The following is a 15,400-nucleotide window of genomic DNA, read 5'->3' as shown; positions in this document are numbered from 1 at the left end:
GCCGGGCGGCACTCGGCATCCCCGCAGCCGCCAGTGGCCCGGTGCATCTCTGGCCGAGCGGTCACCGCTATTGACGTGCGTCAACACCGGTTTTGCGCAGGGCCTTAGCTTGGGGGTGTAACCGCTACACCGAGAGTGACCGCCATGCAACCGATGCAATCGTGCCGCGCCGAGCAGGACGAATGCGCTCAACCTCAAGCGAAACGCGGCTCAGGGAAGAAACGCAAACCTGTCGCCTGCCAGCGGGCGTTGACTGCGACCCAGCTGTATTTGAGCGAAATCGGTTTCAGTCCTTTGCTCAGTGCGGAAGAGGAACTGTACTTCGCGCGTCTGGCGCAGCAGGGCAACCCGCTGGCGCGCCAACGCATGATCGAGAGCAATCTGCGCCTGGTGGTGCGGATTGCCCGAGGTTATATCAACCGTGGCTTGCTGCTGCTGGACCTGATCGAGGAGGGGAATCTCGGGCTGATCCATGCGGTGGGCAAGTTCGACCCGGAGCTGGGTTACCGTTTTTCGACGTACGCCACCTGGTGGGTCCGTCAGCACATCGAGTGGGCCATCATGAGTCAGACCCGCACTATCCGCCTGCCGATCCATGTCGCCAAGCGGCTCAATAGCTATCTGCACGCCGCCCATCTGCTGGCCAGTAGGCTCGAGCATGAACCGACTGCCGAGGACATCGCCGGACTGCTGACAAAACCGCTGGAGGAGGTCAAGCGCATACTGGCGCTGGGGGAGCGGGTCGGCTCGACCGATGCCGTGCTCCAATCCGATTCGGCGACGACCCTGCTCGACACCTTGAGCGCCGAATATGCCAAAGATCCCTGCGAGCTGGCGCAGGATGAGCAACTGGCGCATAGCATCGACAAGTGGCTGGCGGGTCTCAGCGCCAAGCAGTGCGAGGTCGTGGTGCGCCATTTCGGTCTGCGTGGCCACGACAGTTGCACGCTGGAGGCGATCGGCCAGGAGTTCGGCCTGACCCGCGAACGGGTGCGGCAGATCCAGGTCGAGGCACTCAAGCAACTGCGTGCGATCCTGCAGGAGGATGGCCAGTCCAGCGCCACCCTGCTCGAGTGAAACCTAGTTACGCTGCGGGGTGTTTCGCACCGGCGCGCCGCCCGCCACGTAGTAGGGCGCGGTGCTGCGCGGCAGCGGGGTACGCCCGCGGATTTTGTCGGCGATCTTCTCGGCCATCATGATGGTCGGCGCGTTGAGGTTGCCGGTGGTGATCAGCGGCATGATCGAGGCATCGACCACCCGCAGCCCTTCGATACCGTGCACCCGGCCCTGGCCGTCGACCACTGCCATTTCGTCCTCGCCCATCTTGCAGGAGCAGGAGGGGTGGAAGGCGGTTTCCGCATGTTCGCGGATGAAGGCGTCCAGCTCGGCGTCGCTCTGCACCTCCTTGCCCGGGCTCAGTTCGCGGCCGCGGAAGGGATCGAGCGCCGACTGGCTCATGATCTCGCGGGTGATGCGGATGCCGTCGCGGAATTCCTGCCAGTCCTGCGGGCTGCTCATGTAGTTGAACAGGATGCTCGGGTGCTGGCGCGGGTCCTTGGATTTCGCCCGGATGCGGCCGCGGCTCGGCGAACGCATGGAGCCCATATGGGCCTGGAAACCGTGCTCCCTGACCGCGTTGCTGCCGTTGTAATTGATCGCCACCGGCAGGAAGTGGTACTGGATATTCGGCCACTCGAACTCGGCGCGGGTGCGGATGAAGCCGCCGGCCTCGAACTGGTTGCTGGCGCCGGTGCCCTTGCCGAGCAGCAGCCATTTGGCGCCGATCGGCGGCTGGTTCCACCATTGCAGCGCCGGATAGAGCGACACCGGCTGCTTGCAGGCGTACTGCAGGTACAGCTCCAGGTGGTCCTGGAGGTTCTCGCCGACCCCGGGCAGATCATGCACCAGCGGGATGTCGAGCTCGCGCAGCAGCGCCGCCGGGCCGACCCCGGAGCGCTGCAGGATCTGCGGCGAAGCGATGGCGCCGCTGCACAGCAGCACTTCGCGGCGCGCATTGACGGTGGTCGGGGTGTTGCTGTCGCCGTGCAGGTAGGCCACGCCGACGGCGCGCTTGCCGCTGAACAGGATGCGCTCGGTGAGGGCGTGGGTGACGATGCGCAGGTTCGGCCGGCCGCGGGCCTGGTCCAGATAGCCGCGCGCGGTGCTGGCGCGCCGGCCCTGTGGGGTGACGGTGCGGTCCATCGGGCCGAAGCCTTCCTGCTGGTAGCCGTTCAGATCGTCGGTGCGCGGGTAGCCGGCCTGCACCCCGGCCTCGACCATGGCGTGGAACAGCGGGTTGTTGCCGTTCTTCGGCGTGCATACGCTGACCGGGCCGTCGCCACCGTGGTAGGCGTTGGCGCCGCTGTCCCTGGTTTCTGCTTTTCTGAAATACGGCAGGCAATCCAGGTAGGTCCAGTCTTCCAGGCCCTTCTCCTTGGCCCAGCCATCGTAGTCGAGGGCGTTGCCACGGATGTAGCACATGCCGTTGATCAGGGACGAGCCGCCGAGACCTTTGCCGCGTCCGCACTCCATGCGCCGGTTGTTCATGAAGGGTTCCGGCTCGGTCTCGTAGGCCCAGTTGTAACGCCGGCCCTGCAGCGGGAAGGCCAGTGCGGCGGGCATCTGGGTGCGAAAATCTAGGCGGTAGTCGGGGCCGCCGGCTTCCAGCAGCAGCACGCTGACGTCCTGGTCTTCGCTCAGGCGGGTGGCCAGCACGTTACCGGCCGAGCCGGCGCCGATGATGATGTAGTCGAATTCTTGGGACATGGAAGCTCCTGTAGCCCGGATGCAATCCGGGAAAACGCGGTGACTGTTCCCGGATTACATCCGGGCTACGGGGTGGTGATCACTGTGTAGGAGCGGGCCATGCCCACGAAACGCTATCGCGGGCATGGCCCGCTCCTACAAGGGTTTCGGTGGTCAGAACACCGAGGCGTAGTCGCCCAGTTCGACCTGCACCGACTTGATCCGGGTGTAGTGCTCCAGGGTGCTCAGGCCGTTCTCGCGACCGACGCCGGACTGCTTGTAACCGCCCACCGGCATCTGCGCCGGCGACTCGCCCCAGGTGTTGATCCAGCAGATGCCGGCTTCCAACTGGTGGATGACGCGGTGCGCGCGGGCCAGATCGCGGGTCACCACGCCGGCGGCGAGACCGTAGTCGGTGGCATTGGCGCGGCGGATCACTTCCTCTTCGCTGTCGTAGACCAGGATGCTCATCACCGGGCCGAAGATTTCCTCGCGGACGATGCACATCCCGTCCGTGCAGTCGGTGAACACGGTCGGCGCCACGTAGGCGCCCTTGGCGTAGTCGCCGTCGCTGACCCGCTCGCCGCCGATCAGCAGGCGCGCGCCCTCGCTGCGGCCCTTGGCGATGTAGCCGAGCACGCTTTCCATATGGGCGAAGCTGACCAGCGGGCCGAAGTTGGTGGACTCAATCTGCGGGTCGCCCAGGCGGATGCGCTTGACCCGATCGAGCACCTTGCTTTCGAAACGCGCCTGCAGCATGCGAGGCACGAACACCCGGGTGCCGTTGGTGCAGACCTGGCCGGAGCTGTAGAAGTTGGCCATCACCGCGATGTCGGCGGCGCGGTCGAGGTCGGCGTCCTCGAAGACGATCAGCGGCGACTTGCCGCCCAGCTCCATGGTCACTTCCTTGAGGGTGGAGCTGGAGGCGCTGGCCATGACCTTCTTGCCGGTGACGGTGCCGCCGGTGAAGGAAATCTTCGCGATGCCCGGGTGTTCGGTCAGCCACTGGCCGACTTCGCGACCGCTGCCGGTGAGCACGTTGAACACGCCATCGGGCAGGCCGGCTTCGCTGTAGATCTCGGCCAGCTTGAGGGTGGTCAGCGAAGTCACTTCGCTGGGCTTGAAGATCATCGCGTTGCCGGCGGCCAGGGCCGGGGCGGATTTCCACAGGGCGATCTGGATCGGGTAGTTCCAGGCGCCGATGCCGGCGACCACGCCCAGCGGTTCGCGGCGGGTGTAGACGAAGCTGGTGTCGCGCAGGGGGATCTGCTGGCCTTCGATGGCGGGCACCAGGCCGGCGTAATACTCGAGCACGTCGGCGCCGGTGACGATGTCGACGTAGCGGGTCTCCGATAGCGGCTTGCCGGTGTCGAGGGTTTCCAGCTCGGCCAGTTCGTCGTTGCGCTCGCGCAGGATGTCCACCGCCTTGCGCAAGATCCGCGAGCGCTGCACGGCGGTCATCGCCGCCCAGACCTTCTGTCCGGCGCTCGCGCTGGCCACGGCGCGTTCGACGTCTTCCTGGCTGGCGCGTTGCACGTTGGCCAGCACTTCACCGTTGGCCGGGTTGATGCTTTCGAAGGTGACGCCGCTGGTCGAGTCGACATAGCGACCGCCGATGTAGAGCTTCTGTTCGTCGAATCGGGCCATGGGCAGTCCTCTGTTGTCGGTTGTCTTGGCAAGGCTGGCTGGCGGCTTCGCTGCGCCCTGGCCAGATGGATCGGCGGGGTCAGGTGTCGCGCGCGGCGACAATGTCCAGGCCGGAAAAGAGTGAAAATCAGCCTACGTTATTTTTATTGAACGATCAATCAACAAAAATAATCGGGAACGACCCACTCTGGCCTGGATGCGACAGGCAGGGTGGTAGAGGCGGGGTGAAAGGGTCTTGCGGCCCGTAGGGTGCGCCGTGCGCACCGGCGCCCGAGGTCATGGCGTGGGTTGTTAATGGTGCGCACGGCGCACCCTACACGGCGATCGGCATTGCGGGCGGCGTGATCTAGCGGCTGCGGAGCCGCAGTCCGTAGGGTGCGCCATGCGCACCGGCGCACACGGCGATCAGCAACGTCCCATCGTCATTTATGGACAGCGTTGCACTCAGCCCGCCTTGCCCAGTTGCTGGTCGAGGTAGTCGTAGGCGATCTGGATCGCCTGGCGGGTGTCGAAGCTGCCGCCGGACAGCGCTCCGCGCAGCCACAGGCCGTCGATCAGGGCGGCCAGGCCGCGCGAGGCGGCGCGGGCCTGCGGCACGGGGAGGACGCGGCGGAACTGGCAGCACAGGTTGGAGTCCAGGCGCTGGTCGTTGACCCGCTGCAGGCGGCGCAGGGACGGCTGGTGCATGCTGCTGGCCCAGAACGCCAGCCAGGTCTTGATCGCCGGACCGTTGACCTGACTGTCGTCGAAGTTGCCGTCGATCATCGCCCGCAGGTGGGCGCGCGGGCTGTCGTCCTCGAGCGCGGCCCGGCGGGTGCGCACCGCAGTGCTCAGGGCCAGCATCAGGTGGCGCATGGTGGCCTCGAGCAGGCCGTTCTTGTCCTTGAAGTAATGGCTGATGATGCCGTTGGAGACCCCCGCCAGGCGGGCTATATAGGCAATGCTGGCATCGCCCATGCCGACCTGGTCGACGGCTTCGAGGGTGGCCGCAATCAGTTGCGAGCGGCGGATCGGCTGCATTCCGACCTTGGGCATCGGTGTCTCCGTGGCTTGAGGGCTGTCCCTGGGTGGACCGCAGTCTAGGACGGTTTTTATTGATCGATCAATTAAATATGCCGGCCTGCCGGTTGTGGCCGGGCCAGGCAGGCAAGCCCGCGCCGTGACAGTGGCGGACTATGCCATTACAATTTGATTAACATCAAACTTGAGTGATTGGCTATCTTATGGAAAGCAAGACTGCGCGTCTCACCGTGCTGATCGATCCGGTCAAGAAGAAGGCGTTCGAGGAGCTGTGCGCCGGGCAGGATCTGACGCCTTCCCAGGTCGTGCGCCAGCTGATTCGCGATTACCTCGAGAGCCACGGCGTCAGCTACGCCACCCAGAGCAAGCGCGGCCCCAGCGCCAAGTCATGATCCGCGGCTAGCCCGGCGCCTGCTCGCGCTCCTGGTAGGCGCCCAGCGCGGCGTTGAAGTCGGGGTGATAATGCGCCGCACCGACCTGTTGCAGGATGCCGGCCTTGTCCAGCTTGGCCAGCACCTTGCGGTTGGCCTCGCAGAGTTTCACCACGATCTGGCGTTTGTGCAGTTGCTGGATGACTTCCTCCAGCGTCTGCAGGCCGGTGATGTCCATGAAGGGGACGCGGTTCAGGCGAATCACCAGCATCTGCGGATCGGTATGGGTTTGTGCCAGGGCGCGCTCGAAGTTCTCCGCCGCGGCAAAGAACAGCGGCCCTTCGATCGTGTACACCAGCACCCCGGGCGGCAGGCGGCTATGCCCGCCAAGCCGTAACTCCTCTTCCAGCTCCTGCTCGACCACCTGCTGCACCTCTACCGAGGCGGCCATGCGGCGCATGAAATGCAGCATCGCCAGGATCACGCCGATGTTCACCGCGACCACCAGGTCGCTGAATACCGTGAGGCCGAAGGTGATCAGCAGGATTGCCACGTCCGCCCGCGGCGCCCGCAGCACCATGCGCTTGAAGTGGCGCAGTTCGCTCATGTTGTAGGCGACCACGAACAGGATCGCCGCCAGCGCGCACAGCGGAATGTCGGACGCCAGCGGGGCGAGGAACAGGATGATCAGCAGCAGGGTGAGCGCGTGCATGACGCCGGCCAGCGGGCTGTTGCCGCCGTTACGGATATTGGTGGCGGTGCGCGCAATCGCGCCAGTGGCGGCGAAGCCGCCGAACAGCGGCGCGGCCAGGTTGGCGATGCCCTGGCCGATCAGTTCCTGGTTGGAATCATGCTTGCTGCCCGTCATGCCGTCGGCCACCACCGCCGACAGCAGCGACTCGATCGCCCCGAGCATGGCAATCGCAAAGGCCGGGCCGATCAGCTCGATCACCCGCGCCAGGCTGACATCGGGCAGGCCGAACTCGGGCAAGCCCCGGGGGATACCGCCGAAGGCGCTGCCGATGGTGGCCACACCGTCGAACTGGAACAGCGCCTGGATCAGCGTGACCAGCAGCATCGCCACCAGCGGGCCCGGCACGCGCTTGAGGCCCGGCAACCTGGGGGAAAACAGCACCAGGCCCAGGCTGAGGATGGCCAGCAGCGTGGTGGCCGGGTGCAGGTCCGGTAGCGCTTGCAGCAGGTGCCAGACCTTCTCGTGGAAATGCTCGCCGTCGACCTTGGGCAAGCCGAAGAAGTCTTGCCACTGGCCAACCCAGATGATCACCCCGATCCCGGCGGTGAAGCCCACGATCACCGGCGCCGGGATGAATTTGATGATCGCGCCGAGCCGGGTGATGCCGAGCAACAGCAGCATGACGCCGGCCATCATGGTGGCGATCTGCAAGCCATCGATGCCGTGCGCGGCGGTGATGCTCGCCAGAATCACGATGAACGCCCCGGTCGGCCCGGCGATTTGCACGCGACTGCCGCCGAACAGGGATACCAGCACGCCGGCAACGATCGCCGTATAGATGCCTTGCTCGGGCTTGACCCCCGAGGCGATGGCAAAGGCCATGGCCAGCGGTAGCGCGACTATCCCGACGATCACCCCGGCGACCAGGTTGCTCAGCCAGTGCTTGCGTCCGAGCAAGCCGGCCTTCCAGGCTTCGCCTAGCGCAATCATGGTGATCTCCTCGGTCAGTGGATGTGCGTGATATTATCATGCGGTGATAATAAAGCGCCTCTTTGACACTGAGCGCACAGGTGTGCGCGAGCACCAACCAGCGGGTGACCGAGATGAACCGTAACGACGTTAAAAGCAAACATGCCGAGGGCGTCACCTTCGACACCCATGTGATCGCCAACCCGACCAACCTCAAGGAGTGGATCGTGTTCTTCAAGAAGGATGCGGGGAGAAGTTACTTCCTGGTCGATGAGCGCGAGGAGGTCGAGTCCTTTGTCCATCTGGATGAATTGATCGACGAGCTGCGCGAACTGGGGATCAAGAACGCGGAGATCCATTTTTAACTACCGATCGGGCCGGCTCCCGAAGGGAACAGGGAACAGGGCGAAGCGGGCCAGGACTGGGTAGGCTGGAAAACCCGCGGAGCGTTTTCCACCGAGTCGCCTCAGACCCGTTCGAGAAAGCGCAAGATCGTCTCGTTGACCCGCTGCGGGTGGGTGATCGGGCCCATGTGCCCGACGCCCGCGAACTCGACCATCTCGACCCGCGGCAAGGTCCGGGTCAGCAGTCGGGCGACGCCCAGGGAGGAGGCCGGCGAGTCCTGGCCCAGCATGTACAGCACCGGAATATCCAGCTCGGCGAAGGCCGTAAGCGGCGTGGGCTCATTGAGCAAGGCCCCGGCCCAGCTGCGCACATTGCCGATCGAGGTGGTGATAGGGCCTTGGCGCGACTCGGGCATGCGCGCCCAGCTGCCTGCGCCCATCCAGTAGTCGATAAAACACTCGGCTGCACCCTGCGGGTTGCCCGCCTCCAGCGCCGCGGCCGCGATCGCCACGGTGCTGCGGATGCCGTCGGCGGCGTTCGGCGGCGGGGATTCGGCATCGAGCAGGGCAAACAGGGTCGGTTCATACAGGGCCAGGGCGCGAACGCGCCGGGGCTGGCTGAGCGCGGCGATCAAGGCCACCGCCGCGCCATAGGAATGGCCGACCAGGGCAAAGGGCTCGCCGGCGCGGGCAAACAGCGGCTCGAGCAGGGCCACTTCGTCGCGCAGCGCGACCGCCCGCTCGCCGGGCCAGGCCGGACTCCGCCCCGCCCCCAGCGAGTCGGCGGCCAGCACATGAAAGCGCGGCGCCAAGAGCTCCAGCAATGCCCGCCACTGGCTCGACGTACTGGCGTTCGAGTGCAGGCAGACCACCCCGGGGCCGGCACCGGCCTCGCGAAAGAACGGCATTGCAGGCTGCATGGCGAATCCTCGGCAGGGAAAAGGGCGCGGATTAATTCTAGCGCGGGTTCCGGCCGAGCAATGAACGTGGTCCTTTTCGGCGCAGTGGCTCCTGGTCCCCAGCCGGTCCTGCGAATTGCCGGGGTGCGGTCGAGTACAAATATCAGAAACCAAAAAGCGGGCCGAAGCCCGCTTTCCGTTGTTGCTGTAGCCGTGCTTACTTCAACCAGCCGGCCACGCGCTCGGGGTTGGCGGCGACCCAGTCCTTGGCGGCCTGTTCCGGCTTGACGCCTTCGCTGACGGCCAACATCACCGCGCCCACTTCTTCTGGCCCCCAGGAGAATTTCTTGAGGAAGGCGGCGGCTTCCGGAGCCTTGGCTTGCATGCCCATGCTGGCCACGGTGTCGATATGCTCGGCTGCACCGAAGACATTCTGTGGGTCTTCGAGGAAGCGCAGTTTCCACTTGGCGAACATCCAGTGCGGAATCCAGCCGGGAACCACGATGGCCTCCTGCTTCTTCTCGGCGCGGGCCAGGGCGATGGCCATCGCCGGGCCGGAACTCGGCATCAGCTTGAAGTCCAGTTTGTATTTCTCGATGGCTTCTTCGGTGCGGCGCATCACGCCGGCGCCGGCGTCGATGCCGGTGATCTTGCCGTCGTAGGCTGCTTTGCTCTTGTTCAGGTCTTCGATGGTCTTGGCCTCGACGTAATCCGGGACCACCAGGCCGATCTTCGCGCCTGCGTAGTTGGTGCCGAGGATATCCACCTTGTCCTTCATCTTGGCGTAGTACTCGCCGTGGGTGACCGGCAGCCAGGCGGAAAGGGTGACGTCGAGGTCGCCGCGGGCCACGCCCTGCCACATGATGGCCGGCTCGACCGCTTTCAGCTCGACCGTGTAGCCGAGGTTGCTCTTGAGGATTTCGCTGGCGACGTGGGTGGCGGCGACGCTGTCGTCCCAGCCGTTGACGTAGCCGATGGTCAGGGTGGGCTTGTCCGCCGCCATGGCGGTGGTCATGCCCAGGGCCAGGGCGGCGACGCCGAGGCCTTGCAGGCAGAAGGTCTTCAGGTTGCGCATTGATAGTGCTCCGTCAGTGTGAGTAGCAGTGCAGATGGATTTTCATTGCGGGTCTTGCTGGGTAACGCGTGGCTCCTACGGGTTCTGTTGCGGGCAACAGGTAAAAATCTCGGCGCAACGACTCAGGCGATGACCGTTAGGCCTCGCAGCTGAGGGTTGCTTTAAGTGGTTGCGGATTGCCGGCGCTAGGCGTTACAGGCCGACGTGTTTCTTCACGGCGGCGATGCCGTCCTGGCCGTCGTAGGTGGTGACCCCGGCCAGCCACTTGTCGAGCATCTGCGGGTTGGCCTTGATCCAGTTTTTCGCCACTACGGCCGGGTCTTCTTTCTCCAGCACCTTCTCCATCAGCTGGCTCTCGATCTCGACGCTGAACTGCAGGTTGTTCAGCAGTTTGCCCATGTTGGCACAACGCGCTTCGTAGTCCGCCGGGACCACGGTGTAGACCTTGGCCGCGCCGTAGTCCGGGCCGAAGATGTCATCGCCGCCTTCCAGGTAGGTGATGTCGAACTGGGTATTCATCGGGTGCGGGGCCCAGCCGAGGAACACCACCGGTTGCTTCTTCTTCACCGCGCGCTGCACCTGCACCAGCATGCCGGCTTCGCTGGATTCGACCATGCGGAATTGGCCCATGCCGAACTGGTCGCCCTTGATCATTTTTTCGATCAGCAGGTTGCCGTCGTTGCCGGGCTCGATGCCGTAGATCTTGCCGTCCAGTTCCTTCTTGAACTTGGCGATGTCCTGGAAGCTCTTGAGGCCGGCTTCGGCCGCATAGGTCGGCACCGCCAGGGTGTACTTGGCGCCTTCCAGGTTGGCGGTCGGCAGCACCTTGATTCCGCCATCCTTGAGGAACGGCTCGATCACCGGGTCCATCGAGGGCGCCCAGTAGCCGAGGAATACATCAATCTGGCCCTTTTGCACGCCGGTGAAGGCGATCGGCACCGACGCCATGATCTTGCGGGTCTGGTAGCCCAGGCCTTCGCTCAGGGTCATGGCCACGCCGGTGGTGGCGGCGATGTCGGCCCAGCCGATTTCGGCGTAACGCACCTGCTTGCAGCTTTCCGGCTCCTGGGCCCAGGCGCTTTGCAGCAGGGCGCAGGACAGCAGGCTAATCCCGGCAATGCTTTTCAACTTGTTCATCTATGACGTCCTGTATGAATGGAGAAGTGAAGGCCTTACTGGCTTTGAAATTTCGCGCTCACCCAACTGATCAGGCTGCCGCGTTTCTCGGTTTGCTTGGTGCCGAAGCTTTCGGTGATGCGGTCGAGGATGATCGCCAGCAACACCACGGCCATGCCGCTCTCGAAGCCTAGACCGATATCCAGGCGCTGGATGCTCGCCAGTACGTCGTTACCCAGGCCGCCGGCGCCGACCATCGAGGCGATGATCACCATCGACAGGGCCATCATGATGGTCTGGTTGACCCCGGCCATGATCGACGGCATGGCGTTCGGCAACTGCACCTTGAACAGCAGCTGGCGGCTGTTGCAGCCGAACGACTGGCCGGCCTCGATGATTTCCTTGTTGACCTGGCGGATGCCCAGGTTGGTCAGACGCACCGCCGGCGGCATGGCGAAGATCACCGTGGCGATGATCCCCGGTACGCGGCCGAGGCCGAACAGCATGGCCGCCGGAATCAGGTAGACGAAGGCCGGCATGGTCTGCATGAAGTCGAGGATCGGCCGGATGATGGTGGCCACCCGTTCGCTGGTGGCGGCCCAGATACCCAGCGGGATGCCCAGCATCAGGCTGATCAGGGTGGCGGAGAAGGTCAGGCCGAGGGTCACCACGGTCTGTTCCCAGAAGCCGGTGAGGACGATGAGGATGAACGACACCGCGGTGAAGGCGGCGAAGCGCGCGCCGATGCGCCACAGGCCGAGGCCGACGAAGATGGCGATCAGCAGCCAGGCCGGCGGCAGCATCAGGACGCTCTCGATGCCCTCGGAGAAGCCGCTGACCACGCTGCCGATGCTGTCGAAGCCGCCGCTGTAGTTGTCCAGCAGGTGCTGGACCACGTCGTTGACCCAGCTGCCCAGGTCGAGTTTCTTGTCGCTCATGTCATTCCCCCTGCATGCGGGTCAGCAGGCGACCCTTGCTGATGGCGCCGCAGTAGATGCCTTTGCCGTCGACGACCGGGATCGGTCCCTCGTTGTCCACCAGACGCCCGATCACCTGATCCAGCGGCATGTCTTCCGGTACCGGACTGATCTGTTTCAACAGCGCTTGGTCGAGGCCTATGGTCTGGCCGCCTTCGACCAGCAGGGCGATTTTCTCCAGGCTGATGGAGCCGTAGAAGCGGTGGTTCTCGTCGACGATGAAGGCATAGTGCTTGTCCAGCGCCTGCAGCGCCTGGGACACCGTGTGCGCGTCCGGTGCTTTGCCGTTATGCACGAACAGCGGCACGCTGTCGGCCTTGAGCTGGCCGGCGGTGAGGTAGCGGTTGGTGTCGACGGTGTCGAAGAAGTTGCGCACGTAGTCGTTGGCCGGGTTGTCGACCAGCTCCTGCGGGGTGCCGACCTGGATCAGCTTGCCGCCTTCCATGATGCCGATGCGCGTGCCGATGCGCATGGCTTCTTCAATGTCGTGGGAGACGAAGATGATGGTGCGCCTGTGGGTCTTCTGCAGCTCCAACAGCACGTCCTGCATCTCGCGGCGCTTGAGCGGGTCGAGGGCGGAAAACGCCTCGTCCATGATGATCATCGAGGGGTCCACCGCCAGGGCGCGGGCCAGGCCGACGCGTTGCTGCATGCCGCCGGAGAGCTCGTGGGGATACTTGTGGGCGAAGGTGTCGAGACCGACCTGTTTGAGCACTTCCATGGCCCGCTTCTCGCGTTCCTTGCGACCCTTGCCGGCCACCTCGAGGCCGAAGGCGGCGTTGTCCAGCACGGTGCGCGAGGGCATCAGGGCGAAGGACTGGAAGACCATGCTCATGTCGCGGCGACGCAGGTCGATCAGTTGCTTCTTCGGCAGTTTGGCGACGTTCTGCCCGTCGATGTAGACGTTGCCGGCCGATGGCTCGACCAGGCGGTTGATCAGGCGGATCAGGGTGGACTTGCCCGAACCGGAGAGGCCCATGAGGACGAAGATTTCACCCTCCTCGACGCTGAAGGACACGTCGCTGACGCCGATTACCGCACCCTTCTCGGCGAGGATCTTGTCCTTGCTCCAACCCTGCTTGAGCAGGTCGATTGCTTCTTGTGGCTGTGCGCCAAAAACCTTGTAGAGATTTTCGACGACGATTTTTCCAGACTGCATGATGGGTAGTTCCCCTTCAGTAGACATCCAGATCAGCTACATGGAACCTGCCGCGCGCCATCGGGGCGTTCGTCAGGTGATGCCGACTGTACTTGCCTGTGGGTGTGGACATGGTTTCGAGTGCTGGAAGATCGTTTGCCGGACGGGTTGCAGGGCGCTCAGGCACAACCCATACACACGCCTGGAACCTTATGGGTCATGGGCGCTGCTCGAGCCTGCTGGCGAGTGAACCTTGCCTTGCCGTAGTGCAAACTGCTTTCCAAACCCTCTGGCAGCGTTGAGAAGCCCAATCCCTGGGAGTTCACATCTCGAACCGAGATGCGCGTACATCCGAAATTTTCTTGTTGGGCTGGCAGCCAAAAGGTGCTGCCAGCGCTTATCTGTTATTCGGTCCGGAGCTGTGGGGCTGCGGTCTGCCATCTCCTCTGGAGGCGGCAGCGACGAAATCGGCTGACTCAACGATATAGTCTTCGGATCGCGGCAATTGTCGGTTTACGACTCTGACGTATTGGACGACGACATGACGCTGGCGGAAAAACCATAACAGGGCTTTTCAGCCCTCGACCCAGGCTGAAACCCGCGCCGGCCGTGGTCTTCAGCTATTGATACAAGTGTAGCCGGCGTATCCCGGGGGCTGCGGGGGAATGAAAAAAATTCAATTTCAGGGCGTTTTTTTGCTGTCCGATGGCAAATCCGCCACGCTGCCGTCGCGCCGGGTCACGCCTTCGAGCCATTGCGCGCGTACCTGCGGGTGGGCCTTCAGCCAGGCCTTGGCCTCGCGCCTGGGGGTGGTGTTCTGATTGAGGATCGCCTCCATCAGGTCGTTTTCCATCTGCAGGCTGAAACGCATGTTTCTGAACAGTCGGCCGAGGTTCGGGCATTGCGTGGCAAAGCCCTTGCGCACCGTGGTGTAGACGGTGGCGCCCCCCAGGTTGGGGCCAAAGTAGTCATCGCCTCCCGTCAGGTAGCGCATGTTCAGCTGGTTGTTCATGGGGTGCGGTTCCCAGCCGAGGAACACCGCCCATTTATTCAGGTGATCGGTGCGTTTGACATGCAGGATCATGGCCGACTCGCTGGACTCCACCAGTTCGAATCCGCCGAGGTCAAAGATGTTCTTGTCGATCATCTGCTGGATCAGCTGGTTGCCGCTGTTGCCCGGTTCGATGCCGTAGATCTTGCCGCCCAGTTGCTGGCGGAATCTGGCGATGTCGCGGAAGTCCTCGAGGCCGGCTGCGTGCGCGGCCTGATTGACCGCCAGGGTGTACTTCGCGCCCTCCAGGTTGACCGCCAGCAGCTCCACCGAACCGTCGTCCAGGTAGGGGCGGATGTCTTTCTCCGAGCTGGGCAGCCAGGTGTCGAGGAACACGTCGAGCTCGTTGTCGTGCAGCGCCTTGAAGGTCTCCGGCACCGACAGGCGCTTGACCTGGGAGCGGTAGCCCAGTTCGTTGAGCAGCAGGCGGGTTACGGCGTTGGTGGTGATCAGGTCGGTCCAGCCGACGTCGGCCAGACGCACCAGGTCGCAGCTGGCGGGTTCGGCGGCGTGGGCCAGCAGCGGGCCGCTCAGGGCGAGCGCCAGCAGGTAGTGCTTGGGAAAATTCATCGGCTTATCCATATGGCGAGTGACGGATCCCTTTGGGGTTTCTGGCCATGAGCCTGGCGAGACGAACGGCTGCTGGCCGGGCATGGGCGTCGGATCATTGCGCCGAAAGCGGGTCGCTGCCTACGCATCGGGTCGCTGGCAGAACTACAGGCGTCGCATCTGCTCGTGGCGAGGCGTAGGAGATCCCTCGTCGTCCAGACGCCGCCCGGCCCCTCCCACAAAGAACGTCATAACCCATAAAATCAATGACATTCAGGTTGTTTGATAAGAACGGCTACTGCCTGGCGGTGCGGCAAGGCGACGCCAGCTAGCGCCGCACCGAATCGCCCCCGTTCGGCCCCTCGATTGCCGGTCTGACGGCTTTGGACACGAACGCGTCGGTGTGAGACTCCTGCGCTTTGCGCAAATCCCGATGATGGCCGCAAAGCGGGAATGCCTGCAGGAGATCGTTGTGGCTATCAGTGTGTTCGATTTGTTCAAGATCGGTATCGGGCCTTCCAGCTCGCATACCGTCGGCCCCATGCGCGCTGCCGCGCTGTTTGTCGGCGCGCTGCGCGAGCGGCGCCTGCTGGCGCGGGTGCGGCGCGTGGAAGTGCGCCTGTATGGCTCGCTGTCGGCCACCGGGGTCGGTCACGGCAGCGACCGGGCGGTGATCATGGGCCTGATGGGCGACTGGCCGGACCAGATCGACCCGGCGCAGATCGAGCCACGCATCGCGGCGCTGCTCGCCAGCGGCCAGCTGCTGCTCGACGGCGATGTGCCGGTGGCCTTCGACTGGGCGCGC

14 protein-coding genes are annotated in these 15,400 nt (G+C 64.2%); 4 read left to right on the top strand and 10 right to left on the bottom strand.

What is annotated here, in order from left to right; all coding sequences use genetic code 11:
- Positions 1 to 153 precede the first annotated feature (153 nt).
- Positions 154 to 1,077: an RNA polymerase sigma factor RpoS gene (gene rpoS / locus BM315_RS10795; RefSeq protein WP_425287780.1), complete on the top strand. Its 924-nt coding sequence runs from the start codon at positions 154 to 156 to the stop codon at positions 1,075 to 1,077.
- Positions 1,078 to 1,080: 3 nt separating this feature from the next.
- Here the strand turns inward: rpoS and betA are convergent, their stop codons facing one another.
- The 3 genes from betA to betI all read right to left on the bottom strand — a co-directional run bounded on the left by betA (position 1,081) and on the right by betI (position 5,427).
- A complete protein-coding gene (betA, locus tag BM315_RS10790) occupies positions 1,081 to 2,766 on the bottom strand; it encodes a choline dehydrogenase (RefSeq protein ID WP_090500741.1) in 1,686 nt (561 codons plus the stop codon).
- A gap of 153 nt (positions 2,767 to 2,919) precedes the next feature.
- Positions 2,920 to 4,392: a betaine-aldehyde dehydrogenase gene (gene betB, locus BM315_RS10785; protein WP_090500739.1), complete on the bottom strand. Its 1,473-nt coding sequence runs from the start codon at positions 4,390 to 4,392 to the stop codon at positions 2,920 to 2,922.
- A gap of 444 nt (positions 4,393 to 4,836) precedes the next feature.
- A complete protein-coding gene (betI, locus tag BM315_RS10780; protein ID WP_090500737.1) occupies positions 4,837 to 5,427 on the bottom strand; it encodes a transcriptional regulator BetI in 591 nt (196 codons plus the stop codon).
- A gap of 188 nt (positions 5,428 to 5,615) precedes the next feature.
- Here betI and BM315_RS10775 point away from each other — a divergent pair, with 188 nt between their 5' ends.
- Entirely contained in the window at positions 5,616 to 5,804 is a 189-nt protein-coding gene (locus BM315_RS10775; RefSeq protein ID WP_090500736.1) for a CopG family transcriptional regulator, read from the top strand.
- Positions 5,805 to 5,811: 7 nt separating this feature from the next.
- Here BM315_RS10775 and BM315_RS10770 read toward each other — a convergent pair whose 3' ends face one another.
- The gene (locus BM315_RS10770; RefSeq protein WP_090500734.1) at positions 5,812 to 7,467 is read right to left on the bottom strand and encodes a SulP family inorganic anion transporter; all 1,656 of its coding nucleotides are present in this window, start codon (positions 7,465 to 7,467) and stop codon (positions 5,812 to 5,814) included.
- Positions 7,468 to 7,580: 113 nt separating this feature from the next.
- Between BM315_RS10770 and BM315_RS10765 the strand changes: the two genes are divergently transcribed.
- Complete coding sequence (locus BM315_RS10765; protein WP_090500965.1) at positions 7,581 to 7,811, top strand: hypothetical protein; 231 nt, start codon at positions 7,581 to 7,583, stop codon at positions 7,809 to 7,811.
- A gap of 101 nt (positions 7,812 to 7,912) precedes the next feature.
- On the opposite strand, the gene BM315_RS10760 is transcribed toward BM315_RS10765, so the two are convergent.
- The 6 genes from BM315_RS10760 to choX form a co-directional block, all read right to left on the bottom strand.
- Positions 7,913 to 8,710 carry an alpha/beta fold hydrolase gene (locus tag BM315_RS10760; protein WP_090500732.1) on the bottom strand — a complete coding sequence of 266 codons (798 nt, stop codon included), beginning with the start codon at positions 8,708 to 8,710 and terminating at the stop codon, positions 7,913 to 7,915.
- Between the two features lie 196 nt (positions 8,711 to 8,906).
- Entirely contained in the window at positions 8,907 to 9,764 is an 858-nt protein-coding gene (locus BM315_RS10755; RefSeq protein ID WP_090500730.1) for a glycine betaine ABC transporter substrate-binding protein, read from the bottom strand.
- Between the two features lie 192 nt (positions 9,765 to 9,956).
- On the bottom strand, positions 9,957 to 10,901 hold the full coding sequence (locus BM315_RS10750) for a choline ABC transporter substrate-binding protein (RefSeq protein WP_090500728.1): 945 nt from the start codon (positions 10,899 to 10,901) through the stop codon (positions 9,957 to 9,959).
- Positions 10,902 to 10,936: 35 nt separating this feature from the next.
- Entirely contained in the window at positions 10,937 to 11,818 is an 882-nt protein-coding gene (locus tag BM315_RS10745; protein WP_090500726.1) for an ABC transporter permease, read from the bottom strand.
- Between the two features lies 1 nt (position 11,819).
- On the bottom strand, positions 11,820 to 13,016 hold the full coding sequence (locus BM315_RS10740) for a quaternary amine ABC transporter ATP-binding protein (protein WP_090500724.1): 1,197 nt from the start codon (positions 13,014 to 13,016) through the stop codon (positions 11,820 to 11,822).
- 661 nt (positions 13,017 to 13,677) lie between these two features.
- Positions 13,678 to 14,616 carry a choline ABC transporter substrate-binding protein gene (gene choX, locus BM315_RS10735; protein WP_090500722.1) on the bottom strand — a complete coding sequence of 313 codons (939 nt, stop codon included), beginning with the start codon at positions 14,614 to 14,616 and terminating at the stop codon, positions 13,678 to 13,680.
- Between the two features lie 451 nt (positions 14,617 to 15,067).
- Here choX and BM315_RS10730 point away from each other — a divergent pair.
- The coding region (locus BM315_RS10730; protein ID WP_280140422.1) for a serine dehydratase beta chain at positions 15,068 to 15,400 on the top strand (333 nt) is incomplete at its 3' end.

Source organism: Pseudomonas borbori (assembly GCF_900115555.1).
Taxonomy (GTDB): domain Bacteria; phylum Pseudomonadota; class Gammaproteobacteria; order Pseudomonadales; family Pseudomonadaceae; genus Aquipseudomonas; species Aquipseudomonas borbori.
The sequence above is the reverse complement of the archived record's forward strand: the minus strand, read 5'-3'. Positions and strand labels throughout refer to the sequence as shown.